The organism is Pseudomonas sp. B1-22 (assembly GCF_050474425.1).
In the GTDB taxonomy this organism is placed as follows: domain Bacteria; phylum Pseudomonadota; class Gammaproteobacteria; order Pseudomonadales; family Pseudomonadaceae; genus Pseudomonas.
Genome location: NZ_JBCHVH010000007.1, coordinates 151343 through 174670, shown reverse-complemented (window position 1 = coordinate 174670; position 23328 = coordinate 151343). Strand labels below are relative to the sequence as shown.

General features: G+C 66.8%; 22 protein-coding genes. 7 read left to right on the top strand and 15 right to left on the bottom strand.

All coding sequences use genetic code 11. The features are described from left to right. Positions 1 to 113: 113 nt before the first annotated feature. The 15 genes from ACQ5BL_RS25750 to ACQ5BL_RS25680 all read right to left on the bottom strand — a co-directional run bounded on the left by ACQ5BL_RS25750 (position 114) and on the right by ACQ5BL_RS25680 (position 16835). Positions 114 to 1808, bottom strand: coding sequence for a PAS domain-containing hybrid sensor histidine kinase/response regulator (locus ACQ5BL_RS25750; RefSeq protein WP_243808244.1), 1695 nt, complete (start codon positions 1806 to 1808; stop codon positions 114 to 116). Beyond that, on the bottom strand, positions 1792 to 2955 hold the full coding sequence (gene ercA, locus ACQ5BL_RS25745; RefSeq protein ID WP_243808243.1) for an alcohol dehydrogenase-like regulatory protein ErcA: 1164 nt from the start codon (positions 2953 to 2955) through the stop codon (positions 1792 to 1794). The genes ACQ5BL_RS25750 and ercA overlap by 17 nt, the downstream gene beginning before the upstream one ends. Positions 2956 to 3053: 98 nt before the next feature. Then, positions 3054 to 4835 (bottom strand): S9 family peptidase, encoded by a 1782-nt coding sequence (locus tag ACQ5BL_RS25740; protein WP_243808242.1) that lies wholly within the window; start codon positions 4833 to 4835, stop codon positions 3054 to 3056. Between the two features lie 2 nt (positions 4836 to 4837). After that, positions 4838 to 5986 (bottom strand): pyrroloquinoline quinone biosynthesis protein PqqE, encoded by a 1149-nt coding sequence (gene pqqE, locus ACQ5BL_RS25735; RefSeq protein WP_243808241.1) that lies wholly within the window; start codon positions 5984 to 5986, stop codon positions 4838 to 4840. Further along, a complete protein-coding gene (gene pqqD / locus ACQ5BL_RS25730) occupies positions 5958 to 6236 on the bottom strand; it encodes a pyrroloquinoline quinone biosynthesis peptide chaperone PqqD (protein ID WP_243808240.1) in 279 nt (92 codons plus the stop codon). Before pqqD ends, pqqE begins: the two co-directional genes overlap by 29 nt. Beyond that, on the bottom strand, positions 6236 to 6985 hold the full coding sequence (gene pqqC, locus ACQ5BL_RS25725) for a pyrroloquinoline-quinone synthase PqqC (RefSeq protein WP_243808239.1): 750 nt from the start codon (positions 6983 to 6985) through the stop codon (positions 6236 to 6238). Before pqqC ends, pqqD begins: the two co-directional genes overlap by 1 nt. 25 nt (positions 6986 to 7010) lie before the next feature. Continuing rightward, complete coding sequence (gene pqqB / locus ACQ5BL_RS25720) at positions 7011 to 7925, bottom strand: pyrroloquinoline quinone biosynthesis protein PqqB (protein ID WP_243808238.1); 915 nt, start codon at positions 7923 to 7925, stop codon at positions 7011 to 7013. A 47-nt stretch (positions 7926 to 7972) separates the two neighbouring features. Then, a complete protein-coding gene (gene pqqA / locus ACQ5BL_RS25715) occupies positions 7973 to 8044 on the bottom strand; it encodes a pyrroloquinoline quinone precursor peptide PqqA (protein ID WP_003106462.1) in 72 nt (23 codons plus the stop codon). A 518-nt stretch (positions 8045 to 8562) separates the two neighbouring features. Further along, positions 8563 to 10083, bottom strand: coding sequence for an acetaldehyde dehydrogenase ExaC (exaC, locus tag ACQ5BL_RS25710; protein ID WP_243808237.1), 1521 nt, complete (start codon positions 10081 to 10083; stop codon positions 8563 to 8565). 933 nt (positions 10084 to 11016) lie between these two features. Then, positions 11017 to 12789, bottom strand: coding sequence for a methanol/ethanol family PQQ-dependent dehydrogenase (locus ACQ5BL_RS25705; protein ID WP_243808236.1), 1773 nt, complete (start codon positions 12787 to 12789; stop codon positions 11017 to 11019). A gap of 361 nt (positions 12790 to 13150) precedes the next feature. Beyond that, the gene (locus ACQ5BL_RS25700) at positions 13151 to 14080 is read right to left on the bottom strand and encodes a quinoprotein relay system zinc metallohydrolase 1 (protein ID WP_243808235.1); all 930 of its coding nucleotides are present in this window, start codon (positions 14078 to 14080) and stop codon (positions 13151 to 13153) included. A 26-nt stretch (positions 14081 to 14106) separates the two neighbouring features. Next, positions 14107 to 14856, bottom strand: a complete 750-nt coding sequence (locus ACQ5BL_RS25695; protein ID WP_207888210.1) for a quinoprotein dehydrogenase-associated SoxYZ-like carrier — start codon at positions 14854 to 14856, stop codon at positions 14107 to 14109. Positions 14857 to 14866: 10 nt separating this feature from the next. Beyond that, on the bottom strand, positions 14867 to 15754 hold the full coding sequence (locus ACQ5BL_RS25690; protein WP_243808234.1) for a substrate-binding periplasmic protein: 888 nt from the start codon (positions 15752 to 15754) through the stop codon (positions 14867 to 14869). Positions 15755 to 15759: 5 nt separating this feature from the next. Continuing rightward, entirely contained in the window at positions 15760 to 16197 is a 438-nt protein-coding gene (pedF, locus tag ACQ5BL_RS25685) for a cytochrome c-550 PedF (protein ID WP_207888212.1), read from the bottom strand. A 479-nt stretch (positions 16198 to 16676) separates the two neighbouring features. After that, positions 16677 to 16835 (bottom strand): hypothetical protein, encoded by a 159-nt coding sequence (locus ACQ5BL_RS25680; RefSeq protein WP_207888213.1) that lies wholly within the window; start codon positions 16833 to 16835, stop codon positions 16677 to 16679. A gap of 169 nt (positions 16836 to 17004) precedes the next feature. Here ACQ5BL_RS25680 and ACQ5BL_RS25675 point away from each other — a divergent pair, with 169 nt between their 5' ends. The 7 genes from ACQ5BL_RS25675 (at position 17005) to ACQ5BL_RS25645 (ending at position 23040) form a co-directional block, all read left to right on the top strand. Beyond that, entirely contained in the window at positions 17005 to 18207 is a 1203-nt protein-coding gene (locus ACQ5BL_RS25675; protein ID WP_243808233.1) for an ABC transporter substrate-binding protein, read from the top strand. 26 nt (positions 18208 to 18233) lie between these two features. Beyond that, entirely contained in the window at positions 18234 to 19217 is a 984-nt protein-coding gene (locus ACQ5BL_RS25670) for a YVTN family beta-propeller repeat protein (RefSeq protein WP_243808232.1), read from the top strand. Beyond that, a complete protein-coding gene (locus ACQ5BL_RS25665) occupies positions 19214 to 19945 on the top strand; it encodes an ABC transporter ATP-binding protein (protein ID WP_243808231.1) in 732 nt (243 codons plus the stop codon). Before ACQ5BL_RS25670 ends, ACQ5BL_RS25665 begins: the two co-directional genes overlap by 4 nt. After that, complete coding sequence (locus ACQ5BL_RS25660) at positions 19942 to 20760, top strand: ABC transporter permease (RefSeq protein WP_243808230.1); 819 nt, start codon at positions 19942 to 19944, stop codon at positions 20758 to 20760. Before ACQ5BL_RS25665 ends, ACQ5BL_RS25660 begins: the two co-directional genes overlap by 4 nt. Before the next feature lie 105 nt (positions 20761 to 20865). Further along, positions 20866 to 21429 carry a PQQ-dependent catabolism-associated CXXCW motif protein gene (locus tag ACQ5BL_RS25655; RefSeq protein ID WP_207888218.1) on the top strand — a complete coding sequence of 188 codons (564 nt, stop codon included), beginning with the start codon at positions 20866 to 20868 and terminating at the stop codon, positions 21427 to 21429. Between the two features lie 54 nt (positions 21430 to 21483). Beyond that, positions 21484 to 22149: a response regulator AgmR gene (agmR, locus tag ACQ5BL_RS25650; RefSeq protein ID WP_207888219.1), complete on the top strand. Its 666-nt coding sequence runs from the start codon at positions 21484 to 21486 to the stop codon at positions 22147 to 22149. A gap of 30 nt (positions 22150 to 22179) precedes the next feature. After that, on the top strand, positions 22180 to 23040 hold the full coding sequence (locus tag ACQ5BL_RS25645) for a DMT family transporter (protein WP_243808229.1): 861 nt from the start codon (positions 22180 to 22182) through the stop codon (positions 23038 to 23040). Positions 23041 to 23328: the final 288 nt, after the last annotated feature.

Sequence of the window (23328 nt, the reverse complement as noted above, 5' to 3'; positions counted from 1 at the left end):
AAATCCCTTATTTCAGTTCTTATGTGTGATTTTAGCGCTTAATACGCCGAAATAAGGATTTATAAGGAGGTCATTCATGGGGCCGGAAGCGCAGCGCCTGACGGACCTGCGCCCTACCCCTGCACTAATGAGCTCAGCACCGCCCTCAGCTTTCCAGGGCGGACCGGCTTGTTCAGCAGCGGAATGTCCAGCCGTTGCAGTGCCCGTCGACACTCATCGCTGCGGTCGGCGGTGATCATCACGGCGGGAATGCCGGTTGCGTAGCGGTCGCGCAGCGCCTTGACCACCTGGCAGCCGGTGAGCCCGTAGTCGAGGTGGTAATCGGCGACGACGATGTCCGGTGCGTGCGAACCCAGTGCGGCCACGGCGGTTTCCAGGTCGGTAGCCGTGAGGACTTCGCAACCCCATTGGCCCAGCAGCGCCGTCATGCTGTAGAGGATGGCCTCTTCGTTGTCGATCACCAGCAGGCGCCGTCCCGGCAACGGGTCGCCGGTACTCGGACGCGGCGCACTCGGAGCCGGCAGGCGTACGGGCAGTTCCTCAGCCAGAGGGATTTCGATGGCGAACAGCGAGCCGCGCCCCAGGGTCGAGCGCACCTGGACTTCGCAGCCGAGCAACCCGGCAATGCGCTCGACGATGGCCAGGCCCAGGCCAACGCCCTGGCGCTCGGCAGCACGGCCGACATCGAGCTGGTTGAACTCGCGGAAGATCGCCTGCAACTGATCCGCCGGAATGCCCCGGCCGGTGTCCCAGACTTCCAGACGTACGTTATCGCCGCGTCGGCGTGCGGCCAGCAGCATGCCACCGCGCGGGGTGTAGCGACAGGCATTGCTGAGGAAATTACGCAGGATGCGCGACACCAGGTGGGCGTCGGTGCGCACCCGCAGGTCGGGAATGCGCGTGCGCAACTGCAGGCCCGAGGCACGCGCCACGCTGTCGAACTCCGAGGCCAGCGGGCCGAGCAATTCGTCGAGGTTCAGCGATTCCGGGTCGGGACGGATTGCGCTCTGGTCCAGACGGGAGATTTCCAGCAGGTCGCTCAGCAGGTTTTCCGCCCCCTCCAGTGCCTGATGCGTGCGCTCCACCAGCTGTCGCTCGGACGCCGGCAGTTGCCGCTCGCGCAGGGTCGAGAGCAACAGGCGCGCGGCATTCAGCGGTTGCAGCAGGTCGTGGCTGGCCGCTGCCAGGTACTTGTCCTTGGACAGGTTGGCCGCCTCGGCGGCATCGCGGGCTTCACGCAGTTGCTGGTTGAGCGTTTCCAGTTCGCGGGTGCGGGTGGCGACGCGCTGCTCCAGTTCCTCATTGAGGTTCTGCAAGCGTTGCTGGGCCTGGACGCGCTCGGTGATGTCGGCGACGAAGCCCTCGACCAGCCCCTCCTCGTCCGGCTTCATCAGCAGGTTCATCAGCACGTCGACATGGCTGCCGTCATGCCGACGCAGACGCGTCTCGTAGCCGAACAGTCCGCCTTGATCGCGCAACAGGTCGCGGATGCGGCGCATCTCCGCCTCGCCGCCGGCGAACAGCTGGGTTGCCATGCCCTGCAGGTCCCACAGCACCTGCTGCGGGTCGTCATAGCCGAGCATGTGCGCCAGGGCCGGGTTGGCGGCGCGCAGGCCCTGGCTCAGGCTGGCCTGGAAGATGCCGTGGACGGCGTTCTCGAACAGCCATTTATAGCGGTTGCGTTCGGTTTCCAGCTCGTCCAGGCGCGCCACCAACTCGGGGTAATGGCTCTTGCGCGCGGAATGGCTGCCCAGGCCGAGCAGCCCGGCCAAGGCCTGTTGCTGCTGCTCGTCAGAGGGCCTCGCCATACACCACCTCGACGTCGCGCAGGCTGGACTCGCGAGGGTTGGTGAGGATGCACGGGTCCTGCATGGCGTGGCGCGACAGGAAGGGAATGTCCGAACTGCCCACGCCGTGCAGGCCCAGGCTTTCATGGAAGCCCACGGCGTTCTTGAAGGCGATCAGATGCTCCACCAGGCGCTGGCGGATCTGCGCGTGGTTCAGGCCGCGGCAGTCGATGCCGAAGGTTTCCGCGATCACCTTGAAGCGCTCGGGCGCGGCGCTGTAGTTGAAGGCCACCACGTGTTCGACCAGCACGGCATTGCACAGGCCGTGCGGCAGGTCGAGGTAGCCACCCAGGCTGTGGGACATGGCGTGCACCGCGCCGAGGATGGCGTTGGAGAACGCCAGCCCCGCCTGCATGCTGCCCAGCATGATCTTCTCGCGCAGGGCGATGTCGCCGGGATTGGCGATCATCTGCACCAGGTTGCCGTTGATCAGCCGCATGGCTTCCAGGGCGTGGGGATCGGTGAGCGGACCGTGGCCGGTGGAGACGAAGGCCTCGATGGCATGCACCAGGGCGTCGATGCCGGTACAGGCGGAGAGGAACGGGTCCATGGTCAGGGTGGTTTCCGGGTCGATCAGCGACACGTCGGGCACCACCGCCTTGCTGACGATGGAGAACTTCATCCGCTCGTCCTGGTTGGAGATGATCACGAACTGCGAGACGTCCGCCGAGGTGCCGGCGGTGGTCGGGATCAGGATCAGCGGCGGGCTGGGCACGCGCAGGGTGTCCACGCCCTCGAATTCGAGGATGTTGCGGCCGTGGGCGGCGACGATGCCGATGCCCTTGGCGCAGTCCATCGGGCTGCCGCCGCCGACGGCGACGATGACGTTGCAGCCTTCGCTGCGGTAGACGTCGGCGCCGCGCATGACTTCCTCCACGCGCGGGTTGGGCGAGACATCGGTATAGCGGCAGAAGGGAATGTCCTGGGCGGCCAGGCTGGCTTCGATGTCGGCGACCCAGCCGGCGGCGAGTACGCCGGGGTCGGACACCACCAGCACCTTGCGGGCGCCGAAGGTTTTTACGTAGTTGGCGACATTGTGCCGGCATCCGGCACCGAAAATGATCTCTGGCGAGACGAATTTGCGCAGTTGGCTGAGCTCGTGAGACATCGGGGGCTCTGTCGTTATTGTTATGGGATATTTCCCGCAGCCTACTGCATCCGTCAGGGTTTGCAATGCGACCTTGGCAGACGTTTCAGACAGCCAACTCAGACAGCCAACAGAGCCTGGTAGAAACGCCATTCCGCTTCCAGGGCGTGGGCCAGGTTGGCGCTCTGGCGAAAGCCGTGGCGTTCGCCCGCATAGCGATGAACTTCCACCGGCACACCCCGTCGCCGCAGGCTTTCGACCATGGCGTCGGTCTGCGCCGGCACCACCACCGCATCCAGCTCGCCCTGGAAGAAGATCACCGGCACCCGGATATCGCCGGCCAGCAGTACCGGCGTGCGATTGCGGTAACGCTCGGCGTCCTGCACGGGGTCGCCGATCAGCCAGTCCAGGTAGTCCGCCTCGAACTTGTGGGTCACCCGCGCCAGGGCCTGCGGGTCGCTGACGCCATAGAGACTGGCGCCGCCGCGCAGGCCGTCGAGTCGCGCCAGGGCCATCAGCGCGCTGTAGCCGCCGGCACTGGCGCCACGCACGAACACCCGCTGGCGGTCGATGCGCCCGGCCCTCGCCAGGAAGTCCAGCGCCGCGCCGATGTCCTCCACTTCCACCTGGCCCCAGCCCAGGTGCAGCCGTTCGCGGTAGGCGCGACCGTAGCCGCTGCTGCCCCGGTAGTTGAGATCGGCCACCGCGAAGCCGCGCCGCGTCCAGAACTGGATGCGGCCATCGAATACCGGGTAGCAGGCCGAGGTTGGCCCTCCATGCAGGAACACCACCAGCGGTGGCGGCCCGCTGGCTCCGTGGGCGGGATAGAAGAAGCCGTGGCCGCACTCCTCGGCGCCCACCCGGTAACGGAAGGCTTCGCCACGGGACAGTTCGGCCTCGGCCAGCGGCCGCTCGCCCCCGGCCAGCACCTGGGTGGAGCCGTCCACCCGGCGGATCGCCAGCAGCGTCGGCAAACGGTCCGGCGCGGCGGCTATGCAATAGAAATGCTGTTCGTCAGCCGCCAGCGAGCGGAAGCGGCTGTACTTCGGCGCCAGTCGCCGCTCGTTGCCGCGCCCGTCGTAGAGCACCAGCACGCCGCAGCCTTCCTCGTAGCGGGTCGCCAGCAGGTTGCCGTCCGCCAGCGGCAGGAAGGTGCTGCCGCCCAGCTGCCAGGGCGCGCTGGCGTGGTCCGCGGCGGCGCACGGCAACGCACCGCGCTCCTCGTGGTACGGCTGCCAGTAACCGTCGTGATCGCTCAGCCAATGCAGTCGTCCGTGGCTGTCGAAGCGTGGCTGCTGGATGGATTCGATCGCAGTCTGTCCGGCCAGGCAGCGCTGCTCCCCCGCGAAGGATTCGACCAGCCGGGTTCGCGTCCAGGGCTGGTCGGGGCGATCCCACTCGACCCAGGCGATGCGCCTGGCGCTGCTGTCGGCCACCGGTGACGCGTAGAAGTCCGCGCCTTCGGCGATCACCCGGCGCCGGCCATCGCCGTCGAGGCGGACTATCCGGTGGCGCATACCCTCTTCTTCCACCGCCAGCAACGCATTCCAGGCGGCGACGTAATGCAGATCGCCGTAGCGGCAGTCGCCGCGGTGGGTGATGGAGCGCGGCGTGCCGCCCAGGCGCAGCCAGCGCACCTGCTGGTCGCCCTCTTCCACCCAGGCCACGCCGTCGGCGGTGGCGCAGCAGGAGCCACCACCGTATTCGTAGACGCGGCTGCGCACCGAGGCGCCGAGCGGAGTCAGTTCGCGGCCCTGGCCGTCACGGTGCAGGAACAAGCGGCAGCGCGCGCTGGCCGGGTCGAAGGCAACCCACAGCAGGCCGCCGTGGGCCACATGCAGCTCGGTGAAATCTCCGGCGGCAGCTACCGCACGTTCGGCGTTCCAGTCGCTGCGGTGCATGCTCAGGCCTTGCAGATCAGCTGCGAGGCCCGCTCATTGCGCAGGGTCAGCGCGCTGAGCGGCGCGGCCGCCGTTTCCGCCTCGCGGCGGGCGTCGAGGATGATGCCGTGGTGGGCCGACTTGGCGCACACCGGGTCGGTCGCCTCGGCATCGCCGGTGAGCATGAAGGCCTGGCAGCGGCAGCCGCCGAAGTCGCGCTCCTTCTCGTCGCAGGAACGGCACGGCTCGGGCATCCAGGCATCGCCGCGGAAGCGGTTGAAGCCGAACGACTCGTACCAGATGTGCTGCAGGCTGTGCTCGCGCACATTGGGAAACTTCACCGGTAGTTGCCGCGCGCTGTGGCACGGCAGCGCGGTGCCGTCCGGGGTGACGTCGAGGAACACGCTGCCCCAGCCGCCCATGCAGGCCTTGGGGCGCTCCTCGTAGTAGTCGGGCACCACGAAGATCAGCTTGCACGGGTTGCCTTCGGCAGCCAGGCGCTCGCGGTACTGCGCGGTGATGCGCTCGGCGCGTTGCAGTTGCTCGCGGGTCGGCAGCAGTCCGGCACGGTTCAGCTCCGCCCAGCCATAGAACTGGCAGGTGGCAAGTTCGACGAAGTCGGCTTCCAGTTCGATGCACAGCTCGATGATACGGTCGATGCTGTCGATGTTGTGCCGGTGGGTGACGAAATTCAGCACCATCGGGTAACCGTGGGCCTTCACCGCTCGGGCCATGGCGAGCTTCTGGGCGAAGGCCTTGCGCGAGCCGGCGAGCAGGTTGTTCACCTCCTCGTCGGCGGCCTGGAAGCTGATCTGGATGTGATCCAGCCCCGCGTCGGCGAATTCCTTCAGGCGCGTCTCGTTGAGACCGATGCCGGAGGTGATCAGGTTGGTGTAGAAGCCCAGCCCGCGCGCGGCGGCGATCAGCTCGGCGAGGTCCTGGCGCACCAGCGGCTCGCCGCCGGAGAAGCCCAGCTGCGCCGCGCCCATCTCGCGGGCCTGGCGGAACACTTCGATCCATTGCTGGGTGGAAAGCTCCTCGCCGCCCTTGGCGAAGTCCAGCGGGTTGGAGCAGTACGGGCACTGCAGCGGGCAGCGGTAGGTCAGCTCGGCCAGCAGCCAGAGCGGCGGGCCCACCGGCGCCTCAGCGCAGCTCGATCCAGAATTGCGCATGGGCCACCTCGAGGAATGCCAGGATGTCTTCGTCGATGCCCGGCACGCCGGGGAAATCGCCACGCAGGCCGTCGATGATGCCGGCGACGTCACGTTGGCCGTCGACGCGGCCGAGGATCGCCCCAGCGCTCTCGTTGAGCTTCACCATGCCCTCCGGGTAGAGCAGCACATGGCAGCCCTGGGCCGGTTCGAATTGCAGGCGGAAGCCCCGGCGCAGCGCCGGTACGCTGTCCAGCGAAGGCAGACTCATCACAGCAACCCCCTGTGCCATACGCGCTCGGTCGTCACCGTGTGGTACGGCGGGCGCTGCAGTTCATAGGCCATGCTCATCGCGTCGAGCATGCTCCAGAGCACGTCGAGCTTGAATTGCAGGATTTCCAGCATGCGCTCCTGGGCCTCGCGGGTGCGATAGTGCTCCAGGGTGATGCGCAGCCCGTGCTCGACGTCGCGGCGCGCCTGGGACAGGCGCTTGCGGAAGTAGTCGTAGCCGGTGGCGTCGATCCACGGGTAGTGCTGCGGCCAGCTGTCCAGCCGCGACTGGTGGATCTGCGGGGCGAACAGTTCGGTCAGCGAACTGCTGGCCGCCTCCTGCCAGCTGGCGCGGCGGGCGAAGTTGACGTAGGCATCCACCGCGAAACGCACGCCGGGCAGCACCAGCTCCTGGGACAGCACCTGTTCGCGGTCCAGCCCCACGGATTCGGCCAGCCGCAGCCAGGCCTCGATGCCGCCCTCCTCGCCCGGCGCGCCGTCGTGGTCAAGGATGCGCTGCAGCCATTCGCGGCGTACTTCGCGGTCCGGGCAGTTGGCGAGGATCGCCGCATCCTTCAGCGGAATGTTCACCTGGTAGTAGAAACGGTTCGCCACCCAGCCCTGGATCTGCTCGCGGGTCGCACGGCCTTCGTACATGGCCACATGGTACGGATGGAAGATGTGGTAGCAGGCGCCCTTGGCGCGCAGCGCCTGCTCGAACTCGGTAGGGCTCATGGCTTCGCGGGTCATCGCGCGGTTCCTTCTACAAGGGCCGTCACAGGAAGATGCCCATGCCGTCGTAGGCCACTTCGACGCCGTGCGCATCCAGTTCGGCGCGTTCGGGCGAGGCGATGTCGAGGATGGGGTTGGTGTTGTTGATGTGGATGAGCACCTTGCGCGGCCCGTCGATGCCATCGAGCACGTCAAGCATGCCGCCGGGACCGCTCTGGGCCAGGTGGCCCATCTCGCTGCCGAGCTTGTCGCCCACTTCGCAGACGCGCATCTCGTCGTCGCGCCAGAGAGTGCCGTCCACCAGCAGGCAGTCGGCCTGGCGCATCCACGCCAGCAGCGCGTCGTCCACCTGTCCCAGGCCCGGCGCGTAGAACAGCTTGCCGCCGGTGGACAGGTCCTCGACGAACAGGCCGATGTTGTCCCCCGGATGCGGATTGCCGCGGTGCGGCGAATACGGCGGCGCGCTGCTGCGCAGGGCGATGGCGGTGAGGCGCAGGCCCGGACAGGCGGGAATGACGAAGGGTTCGGCGTCCAGCTCGATGAGCTTGTGCTTCAGCCCGCCGTTCCAGTGCGAGAGCATGGGGAACAGCGGGAAGCCCGTGGACAGGTCCTGGTGGACCATCTCCGTGCACCACACCTCGTGCGGGCAACCCTCGCGCAGGCTGAGAAGGCCGGTGGTGTGGTCGATCTGGCTGTCCAGCAGGACGATGGCGGCAATCGCCGAATCGCGCAGGCGTCGCGCCGGCTGCAGCGCCGGGAAGGACGCCAGCTGGGCACGGATATCGGGTGAAGCGTTGCAGAGAATCCAGTTCTCGCCATCGTCGGACAGCGCGATGGAGGACTGGGTGCGTGGCTGCGCGATCACGCTGCCGTCGCGTACGCCGCGGCAGTTGCGGCAGTTGCAGTTCCACTGGGGGAAGCCGCCACCGGCGGCCGACCCGAGAATTCGGATGTGCATGACAGTGCCCCGTGGGCAGGGGCCCCGGCGGACCGGGGCCGCGTGGATCAGCGGTTGGCGAAGTACAGGGTCACTTCGAAGCCAAGGCGCAGGTCGGTGAAGCTAGGCTTGGTCCACATGGGTCTGTCCTCTTGTTGTTGGGGATGTCGTTCGGGCATCGCACCGGTTGTCCCGGTAGATCGAGTTAACCACCGGGTGCGGACGCGCCGAATGATACTTTCGAAGGAGATTCCCCCCTGATTTGGTAGCGAGTGAGGGCCTTGCGGCGTAGGGCGTACAACTGTTCCGAGGTGGTACGCCGTTTAACCATAGTTCGCCGCTGGTGCACCGGTCGATTTCGGAGTGCCCTGAAAGCCAGGAGCATCGCGGGCATGGCCCGCTCCTACGGGTAGGCGTAGCGCAACAGCTCACTGTAGGAGCGGGCCATGCCCGCGAACAGAACCATCACCCGGAAAAAAGAAAACGCGACCGGAGTCGCGTTCGACGAAGGCCGTCACCCGAGGGAGTGGGCACGGAAGCGGACGGCCGCCCGGGCGGGCGCGTCGACACAAGGGATGCCCGTTGGAAAGACTGACGGGTACACCGGAGAGGTGGCCGACGGACCCGATGGGGGAAGGTCCGCCGGCCTGCTGCTCGCTTAGAAGAAGCCCAGCGGGTTGATGTCGTAGCTCACCAGCAGGTTCTTGGTCTGCTGGTAGTGGTCGAGCATCATCTTGTGGGTTTCGCGGCCGACGCCGGATTTCTTGTAGCCGCCGAACGCGGCGTGGGCCGGGTACAGGTGGTAGCAGTTGGTCCACACGCGGCCGGACTGGATACCACGACCCATGCGCCAGGCGCGGTTGATGTCGCGGGTCCAGACGCCGGCGCCGAGGCCGAACTCGGTGTCGTTGGCGATTGCCAGCGCTTCGGCTTCGTCCTTGAAGGTGGTCACGCCCACCACCGGCCCGAAGATTTCCTCCTGGAACACGCGCATCTTGTTGTTGCCCTTGAGCAGGGTCGGCTGGATGTAGTAACCGCTGGCCAAATCACCCTCCAGGCGCTCGCTTGAGCCGCCGGCGAGCAGCTCGGCGCCTTCGCTCTGGGCGATGTCGAGGTAGGAGAGGATCTTCTCGTACTGCTGCTGCGAAGCCTGGGCGCCGACCATGGTCTCGGTGTCCAGCGGGTTGCCGCGCTTGATCGCTTTGATCTTCTTCATCACCTCGGCCATGAACGGCTCGAAGATCGACTCCTGCACCAGCGCCCGCGACGGGCAGGTGCACACCTCGCCCTGGTTGAAGAAGGCCAGCACCAGGCCCTCGGCGGCTTTCTCGATGAAGGCCGGTTCGGCCTGCATGATGTCCTCGAAGAAGATGTTCGGGCTCTTGCCGCCCAGTTCCACGGTGGACGGGATGATGTTCTCCGCCGCGCAGTGGAGGATGTGCGAGCCGACCGGGGTCGAGCCGGTGAAGGCGATCTTGGCGATGCGCTTGCTGGTGGCCAGCGCCTGGCCCGCTTCCTTGCCGAAGCCCTGGACGATGTTCAGCACACCCGGCGGCAGCAGGTCGCCGATGATCTCGGCCAGCAGCATGATCGACAGCGGCGTCTGCTCGGCCGGCTTGAGCACCACGCAGTTGCCGGCGGCCAGGGCCGGGGCGAGTTTCCACGCGGCCATCAGCAGCGGGAAGTTCCACGGGATGATCTGCCCGACCACGCCCAGCGGTTCGTGGATGTGGTAGGCGACGGTGTTCTCGTTGATCTCGGCGGCGCCGCCTTCCTGCGCGCGGATGCAGCCGGCGTAGTAGCGGAAGTGGTCGGCGGCCAGCGGCACGTCGGCGTTCAGGGTTTCGCGCACGGCCTTGCCGTTGTCCCAGGTTTCGGCGACGGCCAGTTGTTCCAGGTTCTGCTCGATGCGGTCGGCGATCTTCAGCAGGATCAGCGCGCGGTCCTGCACCGAGGTGCGGCCCCAACTGCCAGCGGCGGCATGGGCGGCGTCCAGGGCGCGCTCGATGTCTTCGGCGGTGGAACGCGGGAATTCGGCGATGACTTCGCCATTCACCGGCGAGGTGTTGCTGAAGTACTGCCCCAGCACCGGCGCGACGAACTCGCCGCCGATGTAGTTGCCGTAGCGCGGCTTGAGGGTGACGACGGCGCCTGGGGTTCCGGGTGCGGCGTAGATCATGGTGGTGCTCTCCTGTCGGGTCCCGGCCTCCATCGGCCAGGTCATGGAGCGATCTTAGGCAGCGCCCTTGCCGGCTCGGAATGCACCCATGGGAGGGGTGGGTTACTCATTTGGTAGTAGACGCGGTGGGCATGGCTGTTTGTAGGAGCGGGCCATGCCCGCGATTGCGTCCATGGGGCGCTTCTGCAGGTTGAGACCGGCAATTCAGGCCAGCTACCGAGCCGCCTTGAACGCCGGCCCTGCCGGCGGATCGCGGGTATGGCCCGCTCCTACAAGGAAACGCCGGCGCTGGGCGGTTCGCGAGCGAGCTCGCTCCTACAGCTGGCGTGCGATCTCGATTTTCTTCTGAGACTCCGGGGTCCGCCGCGTGGGATTTCGCGGACAAGGGCTAGGCGCCCCCGTCTCTCCTACGGGCGCACCACCCGCGAGGCTCCCTGCGCTCTTCGCTCTTGAGCGATTTCCAGGGAATATCCGCACACTCCGAAGCGCCCCTTCAGGAGGCCGAGTGGAATCGGAGTTTCAGGGGTTGAGCGACATGGATGTCGCGAGAGCGTCGTTGGGCCATGGATGGCCCGTCGATGCGTGCCCCTGAAACTCCGATGGAGCGAGGGAAGTCCCGCGAAGCGGGACCCGGATGCAGGGGCAAGCCTTCTTGGTTACTTCTTCGGCGTTTGGAAGAAGTGACTCGCCCGAGGGGGCGAAACAAAATGTCCGAGCGCATGCCGAGGCGACGCTGAAACACCCACGTAGAAGCAGCAACCCTGCAACGTCATCGGAGCAGAGGCTAGGCGCCGGCCCTGCCGGCGGATTGCGGGCATGGCCCGCTCCTACAAGGTGAATTCCGTGTCGCCGCCCCCGGCAACGGCACCGGCGGTCGCGCCAAAAACAAAGGGCCAGCTCAACGGCCGGCCCTTTGCTCACCTCACAACACCATCACTTCTTCGCCACCAGATCCTTCGGCAGCTTGAAGGTCCAGATCATCCCGCCCTGGTCCAGGTCCTTGATGCGCTTGGCCACTTCGCCACCCCACAGCGGCACTGCCCCGCCCCAGCCGGACAGCACGGTCACATACTGCTCACCATCCATCTCCCAGGTGATCGGCGAGGCGATCACGCCCGAGCCGGTGTTGAACTCGTAGAGCTTCTTGCCCGACTTGGCGTCGAAGGCCATCAGGTAGCCCTCGGGGTTGCCGGTGAACACCAGGTTGCCGTGGGTCGCCAGCACGCCGCCCCACAGCGGCGCGTAGTTCTCGTAGCGCCAGACCTGCTTGCCGGTCTTCGGATCGATGGCGCGCAGCACGCCGATGTACTTGTCGTTCAGCGGCTTGATGGTGAAGCCCGCGCCGAGGTACGCCGCGCCCTTCTTGTAGGCAATGTTCTCGTTCCACATGTCCATGCCCCACTCGTTGGACGGCACGTAGAACAGCCCGGTGTCCTGGCTGTAGGCCATGGGCATCCAGTTCTTGCCGCCGAGGAAGGACGGCGAGACGAACACCGAGGAGCCCTTCTCGGTCCCCTGCCCCGGCGCGCCCGGACGGTGGGCGTCGTCGTAGATCGGCCGGCCGTCTTTATCCAGGCCCTTGGCCCAGGTCACCTTGTCCACGAACGGGAAGCCGCGGATGAACTTGCCGTTGGTGCGGTCGAGCACGTAGAAGAAGCCGTTGCGGTCGGCGGTGGCCGCCGCCTGGACGTTCTTGCCGCCGTCCTTGTAGTCGAAGGACACCAGCTCGTTCACGCCGTCGAAGTCCCAGCCGTCGTGCGGGGTGGTCTGGAAGTGCCACTTGATGGATCCGTCCTCCGGGTTCAGCGCCAGGCGCGAGGAGGAGAACAGGTTGTCGCCCGGACGCAGGTGCGAGTTCCACGGCGACGGGTTGCCGGTGCCGATGAACAGCGAGTCGGTGCTCGGGTCGTAGTAGCCGCCCAGCCAGGGCGCGGCGCCGCCGGTCTTCCACAGGTCGCCCGGCCAGGTCTTGCCCGCTTCGCCGCCGGAAATGCCGTTCTCGATGGCCTTGCCGTCCTTGTAGACGTAGCCCATGTGGCCTTCCACGGTCGGGCGGCTCCACAGCAGCTCGCCGTTGGTGGGGTCGTACGCCTCGATCTTGCCGACCACGCCGAACTCGCCGCCGGCCACGCCGGTGATCAGCTTGCCCTTGGCGATCAGCGGCGCGGCGGAGATGGAATAGCCGGCCTTGTAGTCCGCCACGGTCTTCTTCCACACCACCTTGCCGGTGTCCTTGTTCAGGGCGACCAGCTTGGCGTCCAGGGTGCCGAAGATCACCAGGTCGCCGTACAGCGCCACGCCACGGTTGATCACGTCGCAGCAGGGCATGATGCCGTCGGGCAGGCGCGCGTCGTACTGCCACAGCTTGCGACCGGTGCGCGCATCCACCGCGAAGACCCGCGAATAGGAGGCGGTGACGTACATCACGCCGTCCTTGACCAGCGGCTGGGCCTGCTGGCCGCGCTGCTTCTCGCCGCCGAAGGACAGCGCCCACACCGGCCGCAGCTCCTTCACGTTGTCGCTGTTCAGGGTCTTCAGCGGGCTGAAACGCTGGCCCTGCTGGTTGATCCCGTTGACCACGACCTGGTCGGTGCGCTTGGCGGAATCACTGATGTCCTGGTCGGTGACCCCGGCATGGGCACCCAGGCTGGCCAGGCTGATGGCGGTGAACAGCACGGTGCGGGCGAAAGGTTGGAGCTGTCTCATGGCGTGCGCCTCTGCGATTGTTGTTGTACCCGGGATAATTTCCCGGTCTGTCGCAGATTCTTGGTTGGGGGACGGTGGCCAACAATTGAACGCAGTGCCGAATTTTCTAGTTCCTTGGTAGCAATACCGGACCGCAGAGGCGCGGAAATAGTGGCGTGCGTAGGAGCGGATACGGCGGAGTTGACCTGTAGGAGCGGGCCATGCCCGCGATCGCGCGCATGGCGCGCTCCTACAGTTGAACCCGCAACAAATGTATCAGGGGGCGTCTCTGTAGGATGGGTGGAGCGCAGCGATACCCATGCGGTCGGCGCATGGAATTGATGGGTATAGCTTCGCTCCACGCCATCCTACGAAAGCAAAATCACTGCTCGTCGACGCGCGGCAAAGCCTTCTGCTCGTAGCGCGGATACAGATGGCTGACGCTGCGGATCAGCTCATAGCGCGTCAGGCTGACGCCGGCGAAGCGCTCGGGGATGGGAGTGCGCAGGAGATCGTTCATGTCCGCCCCCTGGGCGATGCCGTCGCGCATCACGCCGTCGAGCCAGCCGAGGTAATCGCGCATCTGCACAAAGGGCGCGGCGTCGGTGGCGATGGGACCGTGCCCGGGAACGATGAGTTTCCACGGCAGCTGTTGCAGCGTATCGAGATCGCCCAGCCACACGTCGAGCCCCGGACTGTTCGGCGTGGTCAGCGCGCGCTGGTAGAAGACGATGTCCCCGGCAAATAGCACGCCGGTGGTCTCGTCGAGGATCGCCAGGTCCGCGCCGGTATGCCCACGCAATCCCACCAACCGGAACCGGTGACTGCCCATCTGCAGAGTGCCCGGCTCCACCGTCTCGGTGGGCAGCACCACCTCCGTGCCGCGCATCCAGTCGCCGACCAGGCGGTACATGTTCTCCGCCATGGCATTGCCCTGCTCCTTCAGCAGCTTGCGGGTGCCGGCCAATGCGCCGATGGGCACGTCGGTGAAGGCCTGGTTACCCAGCACGTGATCGGGGTGGTGATGGGTCAGCAGCACGCGCTTCACCGGCTTGCCGGTGGTCTGCTGGACCACCGTACGCAAGGCTTCGCCGTAGCGTTTCGACGGACCGGTATCGATCACCAGCACACCGTCGCCGGTGTCGATGAAGGCGATGTTGACGATGGCGCCGCCATTGTCCTTGCCGAAGTTGTCGGTACTGCCCTCCACCAGCCAGGTGCCCTCGGCGATCTGCCGGGGCTGGAGGTGGTACTGCAGGTCGGCCAGTGCCGGCAGGCACAGGCAGGCCAGGGCGATCAGGAGGAAACGCATGGGCACCTCGTCAGTACAGGGCGGCGTCAGCGCAGAGCGGCCTGGAATTGGTTGCCGTTGTTGTCGTGCAGCCAGAGCTCGGTGTGCGGATGGCCGCGCACCTCGAAGGTGAAGGTCGGGTTTTCGCTCACCGCCGGGAACAGGTCCAGGCGGGCGAAGACTTCCCCGCCCGGCCCGCGCAGTTCGGCGTGGTCCAGGTAGAACTCGGGAATGCCGCCGACCAGCCCGTTGTCCATCGGGTGCGACACCGACAGGCGCACGCGGCTGTATTCGCCCCTCGGGTAAGACTCGCCATGCACCTGGCCGAGCCGGTCCTCCCAGCCCGGTTGCGCACGCACCACGCTGGGCGCGGTGCAGCCGCCACCGGCGGCGTCGACCCAGGCCGAGCCGACGTGCCAGACACCCTTCTCGTCCCGCAGCGCGGCACGGATCGGCGTGGCCTGCTCGATGCGGATGCGCACCGCCAGCAGCGGTTCCAGGTGCTCGCCCGGATAGAGCGTCAGCACGTGGGGAATCGGGTTCAGCTCGGCCCACAGCAGCAGGCGGTCGAAGCGCCCCGGCAAGGCGCGGGCGTCCACTTCCACCGGCACCTGCCGCGAGTCCTCGGCGAACGGCGGCACGCCCAGCTTCACGCGCTCATCGAACACGTACGGCTCGCCGTTCAGCAGGCGCTTGTGGTGGTACTCCCACATCACCGAGGGCATCGGGTCGCCCTCCACCGCCGCTGCCAGCAGCGGCAGCGCGCAGATTCCCAGCAGCAGTTCTCGCCTGCGCATCAGCTCTCCCTCATTGCACGTCCTGATAAAGCCCCGGCAGTTCGTAGCGCACGCCGTAGGCCGCGTAGAGCTTTTCCATCTCGCCGCTGCGCACCAGCTCCTCCAGTTCGCCGTCCAGGGCGTTGGAGAGCTGGCGATTGCTTTCATGCACCGCCATGCCGATATCCCACTCGGGCTGACCGAGGTTGGGATAGGTGTTTTCGGCATTCTTCAGGTGTTCGTCGCCGGCCTGCTTGCGCATCCAGTCCAGCTCGCCGCGCAGGGCCATCACCGCGTCCACCTTGCCCGCGCGCATACCGTCGAAGGCCGCCTGGGTGCTGGGGAAATGTACGGTCATGCGGCTGAGCTGGCCGCCCAGCACCGAGGTCAGGTAGAAGGACGGCACGCTGTCCAGTTCGACGCCGATGGGGTGTTCGCGGAAGGCGGCGATGGTGTCCACCTTCGCTAGCCGTCGGTCATCGTTGACCACCTGCCAGCGCTCGCGCTGGTACGGGCCGAACATCACCACCTGGGCGTTGGCAAACTCGCCCACGTCGTTGCGCCGGTTGGCGTATTCACGGTCGTAGGGCACGCGCAACATCACGTCGGCCACCACGCCGGGGCGCAGGTAATGCCCCTTCCAGATGAAGTTGCGCAGGTCATCGTCCAGGCGCTCGCCCGGTGTGACCCAGAGGAACTCCGCGCGCAGGCCCAGCCCGCTGGCCAGGCGTGTCGCCAGGTCGATGTCGATGCCATGCGGCTGCCCGCCCTGCATGAAGCTGTAGGGCGGGAAGTTCTCGTACACGGCCACCCGCAGCACGCCGCTGGCGACCATGTCTTCGTAGGGGCGGACCCCGGCCTGCGCCTGTCCCAGCAGGAGGCACAGGACCAGGCCGAACAGCACTCCGGGCAGGCGCATGGCGGTCACTCGTCCACGTGCACGCTGTCCAGGTAGGTGCGGATCGCCCAGAGGCCTTCCTGGCTGATGTAGTCAGCCATCTTCGGCATGTACACCGCGCCGTCGCGCACCGCGCCGTTGATCACCCGCTCCTTGAACCACTCATCACCCTCGGCACCCGGATCCAGCTTGCGCAGGTCGGGGGCGATGCCGCCGGACTTGGCCTCCAGGCCGTGGCAGCGGGCACAGTTCTGGTTGTAGGCCGAGGCGCCGATTTCCACCGCCTTGGCGTGGTTGGCGTAGGGCTCGCGGTAGGGGTTGGTGTCGCGCCATTCCTTGCCCAGAGGTTCCAGCCCCGTGGTATCCACTGCTTGGGGCGTCACATTGCCGTGGGACAGGGCCAGACCCGAGGTACCCAGGCCAGCCAGCAACAGCAGGCCGCACAGCACATTCTTGTTGTTCATCACTTCATCCTCATCGAGATGCTTGGCAAGGCTCGGCGCCTGAATCGGCGACCGTGGTGACGATGGTAAGAACGCTTGCGCGGATGCCGAATCCTGCTTTGGGTGATGCCGACTACTCCCTTGGTACTAGAGCGGCGGTAGGCCAAGGGGCGCTGCGCGCGCCGGGATCCGGCCGGCGCGATCTTCGGGATAGACGGAAACGGTTCGAAGGAGCGCCCAATGGGCGCTATCGCGGGCGTGGCCCGCTCCTACGAGAGCGCACCGATCTGCCCCGTAGGAGCGGGCCATGCCCGCGACAGTGTGTTGCACCAATACCCGGATCGACGATCTACGGCGCGCTTCGCCAACTCCCGAAGCACCCCGCCGGCGACACCGGCGCACGCACCTCCGCCGGGTTCCCACGAGAGCGCACCGATCTGCCCCGTAGGAGCGGGCCATGCCCGCGACAGTGGGTCGGCACCAATACCCGGATCGACGATCTACGGCGCGCTTCGGCAGCTCCCGATGCACCCCGCCGGCGACAATGGCGCACGCACCTCCGCCGGGCTCGGATAGCTGTTGCGGGCATAGAGGAAATCGAAGCCGAGCAGGCTGAGCATCAGCAGGATCGGCAGGACGAGAGTGACGGCGATACGCATGGCGACGTTTCTCTTCTGATTGTTGTAAAGCCATCCTAGGACGCGGGCCCGGCGCGCAACCTACTACCTTGGTACTGCCCCATCGGTACTTTCTGCATATTTGCCGCACCCCCGGCGCTTCCTATGCTGGCCGCACAAGAACATGTCGGCCCGGAACAAGGAGTCGCCCATGCGCCAGCTCGTCCTGCACGGCGTGGCCTATCTGCTCGCGGTTGCCTGCGCCGCCGCCTTCGCCCTCGATGCCCGCGCTGAAGAAGCGCCTGCGCTGGAAGTTCGCATCGGCTACCTGGGCTACACGCCCGACCCCGGCCCGCTGCTGTCCAACGTCATTCCCGAACCCGCCGATGCGGGCCTGCGCGGCGCCGAGCTGGCGATCACCGACAGCAATAGCACCGGGCGCTTCCTCAGGCACCGCTACAGCCTGGAAACCGCCAGCACCGACACCCCTGAAAAGCTGCTGGCCGAAGCCCGGCGCCTGCACGACGCTGGCCTGCGCCTGTTCGTGGTCAACGCCCCGGCCGACACCCTGCGCCAACTGGCCGCCGCCCTGCCGGACAGCCTGCTGTTCAACGCCGGCGCCGCCGACGACGAGTTGCGTGCCAGCCAATGCGCGCCGAACCTGCTGCACACCCTGCCCAGCCGGCTGATGCTGACCGACGCCCTCACCCAGTTCCTGGTACTGCGCAAGTGGACGCGCTGGCTGCTGATCGTCGGCCAGCGCCCGGAAGACACCGCCTATGCCAATGCCCTGCGCCGCTCCGCCAAGCGCTTCGGCGCGAAGATCGTCGAGGAGAAACCCTTCACCTTCGCCAACGACCAGCGCCGCAGCGCCCAGGCCGACATGGCGTTGTTCACCCAATCCAGCGAGGACTACGACGCCGTGCTGGTGGCCGACGAACACGGCGACTTCGGCGAGTACGTGCCCTACAACACCTGGCTGCCGCGCCCGGTCGCCGGCACCCAGGGACTGGTCGCCACCGGCTGGCACAAGACCGTGGAAACCTACGGCGCCGCGCAACTGCAGAAGCGTTTCGAGGAACGTGCCGGGCGCTGGATGAACGACCGCGACTTCGCCGCCTGGATCGCCGTGCGCAGCATCGCCAGCGCCGTCACTCGCCTGCGCGACACCGACCCCATGGCGATCCGCAAGCTGTCGCTCTCCCCGGACCTGCCGCTGGACGGTTTCAAGGGCTACAAGCTCGGCTTCCGCCCCTGGGACGGCCAGCTGCGCCAACCGATCCCGCTGGTGCAGCCGCGCGCCCTGGTCAGCACCTCGCCGCAGGAAGGCTTCCTGCATCCCGCCAGCGAACTCGACAGCCTCGGCCTCGACGCACCGGAAAGCCAGTGCCACCTCGCCGACGCCACGCCATAAGAAGACTGCCCATGAGGACCGCGTCCATGCCCTGCCCCTCCCTGCCCCGCCTGCTGGCCCTGGCCTGCCTGGGCGTCGCACTCTATCAGACGCCACCCGCCATTGCCGCCACCGCCTATGTGTCCAACGAGAAGGACAACAACCTCAGTGTCATCGACCTGGACAGCATGACTGTCACCGGCACCATCGACACCGGCAAACGCCCGCGCGGCCTGGCGCTGTCCCATGACAACAAGCTGCTGTACATCTGCGCGAGCGATTCGGACACCGTGCAGGTGCTGGACCTGGCCACCCGCAAGATCATCAAGCAGTTGCCGTCGGGCGCCGACCCCGAGCAGTTCGCCCTGCACCCCAACGACCGCTGGCTGTACATCTCCAACGAGGACGATGCGCTGGTCACGGTGGTGGATACCCAGACCGCCCAGGTACTCGGGCAGATCGACGTCGGCGTCGAGCCCGAAGGCATGGCGGTGAGCCCGGACGGCAAGTGGGCGGTGAATACCAGCGAGACCACCAACATGCTGCACTGGATCGATACCGGGACGCAGAAGCTGGTGGACAGCACCCTGGTGGACCAGCGCCCGCGCCACGCCGAGTTCACCCGCGACGGCTCGCAGGTCTGGGTCTCCGCGGAAATCGGCGGCACCGTCAGCGTGGTCGACACCGCCAGCCGCAAGATCCTCAAGACCCTGCGCTTCGCCATCCAGGGCGTGCACCCGGACAAGGTGCAGCCGGTGGGCGTACAGCTGACCCGGGATGGCAAGTACGCCTTCGTCGCCCTCGGCCCGGCCAACCATGTGGCCGTGGTGGATGCGAAGACCTTCGAGGTGCTCGACTACCTGCTGGTGGGCCGCCGGGTCTGGCACCTGGCGTTTACCCCGGACGAGAAGACCCTGCTCGCCACCAACGGCGTCAGTGGCGACGTGTCGGTGATCGACGTGGCTTCGCGCAAGGTCAGCAAATCCATCAAGGTCGGCCGCTATCCCTGGGGCGTGGTGGTGACGCCATGAACGCGCTCACTGTCCGCGACCTGAGCTTTGCCTACGGCCCACGGCGCGCCCTCGACGGGCTGGACTTCGAACTGCCCGCCGGGCGCTTCACCGCGCTGCTGGGGCCCAACGGCGCCGGCAAGTCCACTCTGGTGGCCCTGCTCACCCGCCTCTACGACCTGCAGCAGGGTGAGATCGAGGTGCTCGGCTGCAGCCTGCGTCGCCAGCCACGCCTGGCCCTGCGCGAGCTGGGCGTGGTGTTCCAGCAGAGCACCCTGGACCTGGACCTGAGCGTGGAGCAGAACCTGCGCTACCACGCCGCCCTGCACGGCCTGCCGCGCAGCGTGGCGAACGAGCGGATCGACGCCGAACTGGCCCGCCAGCAGCTGCAGGAGCGCCGCCGCGACAAGGTCCGCGCACTCAACGGAGGCCACCGTCGCCGGGTGGAAATCGCCCGCGCCCTGCTGCACCGCCCGCGCCTGCTGCTGCTCGACGAGGCCAGCGTCGGCCTCGATCCGGCGGCGCGCCAGGCGCTCAACGAGCACGTCCGCCGGCTGTGCCGCGAGGATGGCCTGGCGGTGCTCTGGACCACCCATCTGCTGGACGAAGTCCGTGCCGAGGACGCGCTGCTGGTGCTCGATCGCGGCCACCTGGTCGCTCGTGGCGAGGCGCGTGACATCTGCGCGCCGGACGCCGGCAGCCTGGAACGTACCTTCGACCGCCTGACCCGCCTGGAGGCCTGCGCATGAGCGCCCTGGAGAACCCGCGCTTCGGCCCCGCCGCCTACTGGCAATGCCTGCGCGGCATCGTCGTGCGCGAGTGGCTGCGCTTCGTCCTGCAGCGCTCGCGCTTCCTCAGCGCCCTGGTGCGGCCGCTGCTCTGGCTGCTGGTGTTCGCCGCCGGCTTCCGCGCCGCGCTGGGCATCTCGATCATCGAACCGTACGACACCTACGTCACCTACGAGACCTACATCGTGCCCGGGCTGTGCTGCATGATCCTGCTATTCAACGGCATGCAGGGCTCGCTGTCGATGGTCTATGACCGCGAGATGGGCAGCATGCGCGTGCTGCTGACCAGCCCGCTGCCCCGCGCCTTCCTGCTCGCCAGCAAGCTGCTGGCCACCGCGCTGGTCTCGCTGCTGCAGGTCTATGCCTTCCTGCTGATCGCCTGGCTGTACGGCGTGCAGCCGCCCGCCGTGGGGCTGGTGGCGGCGCTGCCGGCTCTGTTGCTCGCCGCCCTGCTACTGGGCGCGCTGGGGCTGCTGCTGTCCAACGGCATCCGCCAGCTGGAAAACTTCGCCGGGGTGATGAATTTCGTCATCTTCCCGCTGTTCTTCCTCTCCTCCGCGCTCTACCCGCTGTGGAAGATGCGCGAGGCCAGCCAGTGGCTGTACTGGCTGTGCGCGCTGAACCCGTTCAGCCATGCGGTCGAACTGGTGCGTTTCGCCCTCTACGAACGCTTCAACCCGCTGGCCGCTGGCGTCTGCCTTGGGCTGACGCTGCTCTTCGCCGGCCTCGCCGTACTGACCTTCAACCCGCAGCACGCCGCCCTGCGCAAGGGGTGAAACCTACTACTTTGGTACTGGTTCGCCCCTCCTCACGTCGAATTTCCAAAGACGCGCCGCTGGCATGTAATGGCCAGCACAAGAAGAACTATCAGAGATACCGCCATGCCTCGCCTTGCCTCTGCCCTGCCCGGCTGCCTGGCCGCGTGCCTGCTCAGCCTGACCTTCGCGCTCCCGACCGCGCAGGCCGACGACGCGCCGCTGTTTTCCGCCGACGGCTACCGCCAGACCCAGTACCGTAGCCCGACGCCGCCTTCCGCCGACCACGCGACCACCCTCGACACCCCTGCCCTGCAGGCGCTGCTCAAGCGCGAGCCGCAGACCCGGCTGGTGGACGTCTACCGCCGCACCGTCCTCAACGGCCAGTTCGTCGAGGACGAGAAGCACCGCAACCTGCCCGGCAGCCTGTGGCTGGCCAACGTCGGCACCGGCACCCTGGAGCCACAGTGGCAGGCCTACTTCGAGCAGAACCTCGCCCGCCTGACCGAAGGCGATGCCAAGCGTCCGCTGGTGTTCTACTGCCGTTCCGACTGCTGGATGAGCTGGAACGCCATCCGCCGCGCACACGCGCTGGGCTACTCCAGCCTCTACTGGTACCGTGACGGTATCGACGCCTGGGAACAGGCAGGACTGCCCCTGCAGGATGCACAACCGCAACCGCTGAAGTAGACCAACGGCGCCTTGCCGCTCGCCACCCATAACGACAATAACGAGGTGTAGGCCATGTACAAGATACTGATCGCCGACGATCACCCGCTGTTCCGCGAGGCCATCCATAACGTCATCGCCGATGGCTTCCCCGGCAGCGAAGTGATGGAGACCGCCGACCTCGACAGCGCCCTGGGCCTGACCCAGGAACATGACGATCTCGACCTGATCCTGCTCGACCTGAACATGCCCGGCATGCACGGCCTCAACGGTCTGATGAGCCTGCGCAACGAGGCGCCGACCATCCCGGTGGTGATCGTCTCCGCCGAGCAGGACAAGCAGGTCGTGCTGCAGGCCATCACCTATGGCGCCGTGGGCTTCATCACCAAGTCCTCGCCGCGCGTGCAGATGACCGAGGCCATCGAGCAGATTCTCAACGGCAACGTCTACCTGCCGTCGGACATCATCCGCACGCAGAAATCCTCGCCGCGCCGCAGCGGCCAGGAAGACCACAGCATCCCGCCGGAACTGCTGCAGGCACTGACCCGCAAGCAACTGCTGGTGCTGGAACGGATGACCAAGGGCGAATCCAACAAGCAGATCGCCTACAACCTGGAGATCGCCGAAACCACGGTGAAGGCCCACGTCTCCGCCATCCTGCGCAAGCTGAAGGTGCACAACCGCGTGCAGGCCATCCTCTGCGCGAGCGATATCGACTTCACGGCCTATCTGCGCCGCTGATTGATCAAGTGCCGTTCCGGGAACCCCTCGATGCCTTCCACCCGCACTTTGAGCCTCACCGGTCTGGCGATGATCGCCTTCGCCGGCAATTCCATCCTCTGCCGCCTGGCGCTGAAGGCCACCAGCATCGATGCGGTGAGCTTCACCGGCATCCGCATCTGCTCGGGCGCACTGATGCTGACCCTGCTGCTGCAACTGCGCCGCCGTGCCGCCAGCCAGGGCGGCAACTGGCGTGCGGCGGCGGCCTTGTTCGTGTACGCCGCGGCATTCTCCTATGCCTATGTGCAACTGGACGCTGGTACCGGCGCGCTGCTGCTGTTCGGCGCGGTACAGGTGACCATGATCCTGGTCGGCCTGCTGCGCGGTGAAAGCCTGCGTGGGCAGGCGCTGCTCGGTTTCCTGCTGGCCCTGGGCGGGCTGCTCGCCCAGTTGCTGCCCAGCGCCAGTGCGCCGCCGCTGGCAGGTGCGCTGCTGATGCTGCTCTCGGGCGTGGCCTGGGGGCTGTATTCGCTGCTCGGGCGCAAGGGCAGCGATCCGCTGGCGATCACCACCGGCAACTTTGTCCGCGCCATTGCCTTTGCGGCATTGCTGGCGGTGTTCTTCCACTCGCATTTGCGGGTCGACACCCTGGGCATTGCGTATGCCGTGCTGTCCGGCGCGGTGGCCTCGGGGATCGGCTATGCGATCTGGTACAGCGCGCTGCCCGGTTTGTCGGCGATTCAGGGCGCTTCCGTGCAGTTGAGTGTACCGATTCTGGCCGCCCTCTCCGGCGCGCTGCTATTGGGCGAGATGATCAGCCTGCGCCTGGCGCTGGTTTCTATCGCCGTGCTGGGCGGGATCGGCCTGATCCTGCTGGCCAAGGTGCGCGCGCCCGTCGCCCAACGCGCCTGATCTGCCTTTGCTCTTTGTAGGAGCGAGCTTGCTCGCGAACAGACTCCGCTGTGGGACCAGGTTCGCGAGCAATAACGATGGCGTCCCCCTCGCTCCTACAGGTAACTTGATACCTCGGCGCAGTCGACTCTCCCTCACCCCAACCCTCTCCCAGAGGGAGAGGGTTGGGGTGAGGGCAAGCCCAAACGACGGAGCCTCCCTGTAGGAGCGGACCTTGTCCGCGAAATCCATCGCGACGAAATCCACTCTCACCAGGAAACGCCGACGTACAGCGCCCATCTGTAGGAG

Coding starts and splice junctions, on each gene's coding strand:
- ACQ5BL_RS25750 (WP_243808244.1), bottom strand. CDS start 1,808: ATGGCGAGGCCCTCTGACGAGCAGCAGCAACAGGCCTTGGCCGGGCTG.
- ercA (WP_243808243.1), bottom strand. CDS start 2,955: ATGTCTCACGAGCTCAGCCAACTGCGCAAATTCGTCTCGCCAGAGATC.
- ACQ5BL_RS25740 (WP_243808242.1), bottom strand. CDS start 4,835: ATGCACCGCAGCGACTGGAACGCCGAACGTGCGGTAGCTGCCGCCGGA.
- pqqE (WP_243808241.1), bottom strand. CDS start 5,986: ATGCGCAATTCTGGATCGAGCTGCGCTGAGGCGCCGGTGGGCCCGCCG.
- pqqD (WP_243808240.1), bottom strand. CDS start 6,236: ATGAGTCTGCCTTCGCTGGACAGCGTACCGGCGCTGCGCCGGGGCTTC.
- pqqC (WP_243808239.1), bottom strand. CDS start 6,985: ATGACCCGCGAAGCCATGAGCCCTACCGAGTTCGAGCAGGCGCTGCGC.
- pqqB (WP_243808238.1), bottom strand. CDS start 7,925: ATGCACATCCGAATTCTCGGGTCGGCCGCCGGTGGCGGCTTCCCCCAG.
- exaC (WP_243808237.1), bottom strand. CDS start 10,083: ATGATCTACGCCGCACCCGGAACCCCAGGCGCCGTCGTCACCCTCAAG.
- ACQ5BL_RS25705 (WP_243808236.1), bottom strand. CDS start 12,789: ATGAGACAGCTCCAACCTTTCGCCCGCACCGTGCTGTTCACCGCCATC.
- ACQ5BL_RS25700 (WP_243808235.1), bottom strand. CDS start 14,080: ATGCGTTTCCTCCTGATCGCCCTGGCCTGCCTGTGCCTGCCGGCACTG.
- ACQ5BL_RS25695 (WP_207888210.1), bottom strand. CDS start 14,856: ATGCGCAGGCGAGAACTGCTGCTGGGAATCTGCGCGCTGCCGCTGCTG.
- ACQ5BL_RS25690 (WP_243808234.1), bottom strand. CDS start 15,754: ATGCGCCTGCCCGGAGTGCTGTTCGGCCTGGTCCTGTGCCTCCTGCTG.
- pedF (WP_207888212.1), bottom strand. CDS start 16,197: ATGAACAACAAGAATGTGCTGTGCGGCCTGCTGTTGCTGGCTGGCCTG.
- ACQ5BL_RS25680 (WP_207888213.1), bottom strand. CDS start 16,835: ATGCGTATCGCCGTCACTCTCGTCCTGCCGATCCTGCTGATGCTCAGC.
- ACQ5BL_RS25675 (WP_243808233.1), top strand. CDS start 17,005: ATGCGCCAGCTCGTCCTGCACGGCGTGGCCTATCTGCTCGCGGTTGCC.
- ACQ5BL_RS25670 (WP_243808232.1), top strand. CDS start 18,234: ATGCCCTGCCCCTCCCTGCCCCGCCTGCTGGCCCTGGCCTGCCTGGGC.
- ACQ5BL_RS25665 (WP_243808231.1), top strand. CDS start 19,214: ATGAACGCGCTCACTGTCCGCGACCTGAGCTTTGCCTACGGCCCACGG.
- ACQ5BL_RS25660 (WP_243808230.1), top strand. CDS start 19,942: ATGAGCGCCCTGGAGAACCCGCGCTTCGGCCCCGCCGCCTACTGGCAA.
- ACQ5BL_RS25655 (WP_207888218.1), top strand. CDS start 20,866: ATGCCTCGCCTTGCCTCTGCCCTGCCCGGCTGCCTGGCCGCGTGCCTG.
- agmR (WP_207888219.1), top strand. CDS start 21,484: ATGTACAAGATACTGATCGCCGACGATCACCCGCTGTTCCGCGAGGCC.
- ACQ5BL_RS25645 (WP_243808229.1), top strand. CDS start 22,180: ATGCCTTCCACCCGCACTTTGAGCCTCACCGGTCTGGCGATGATCGCC.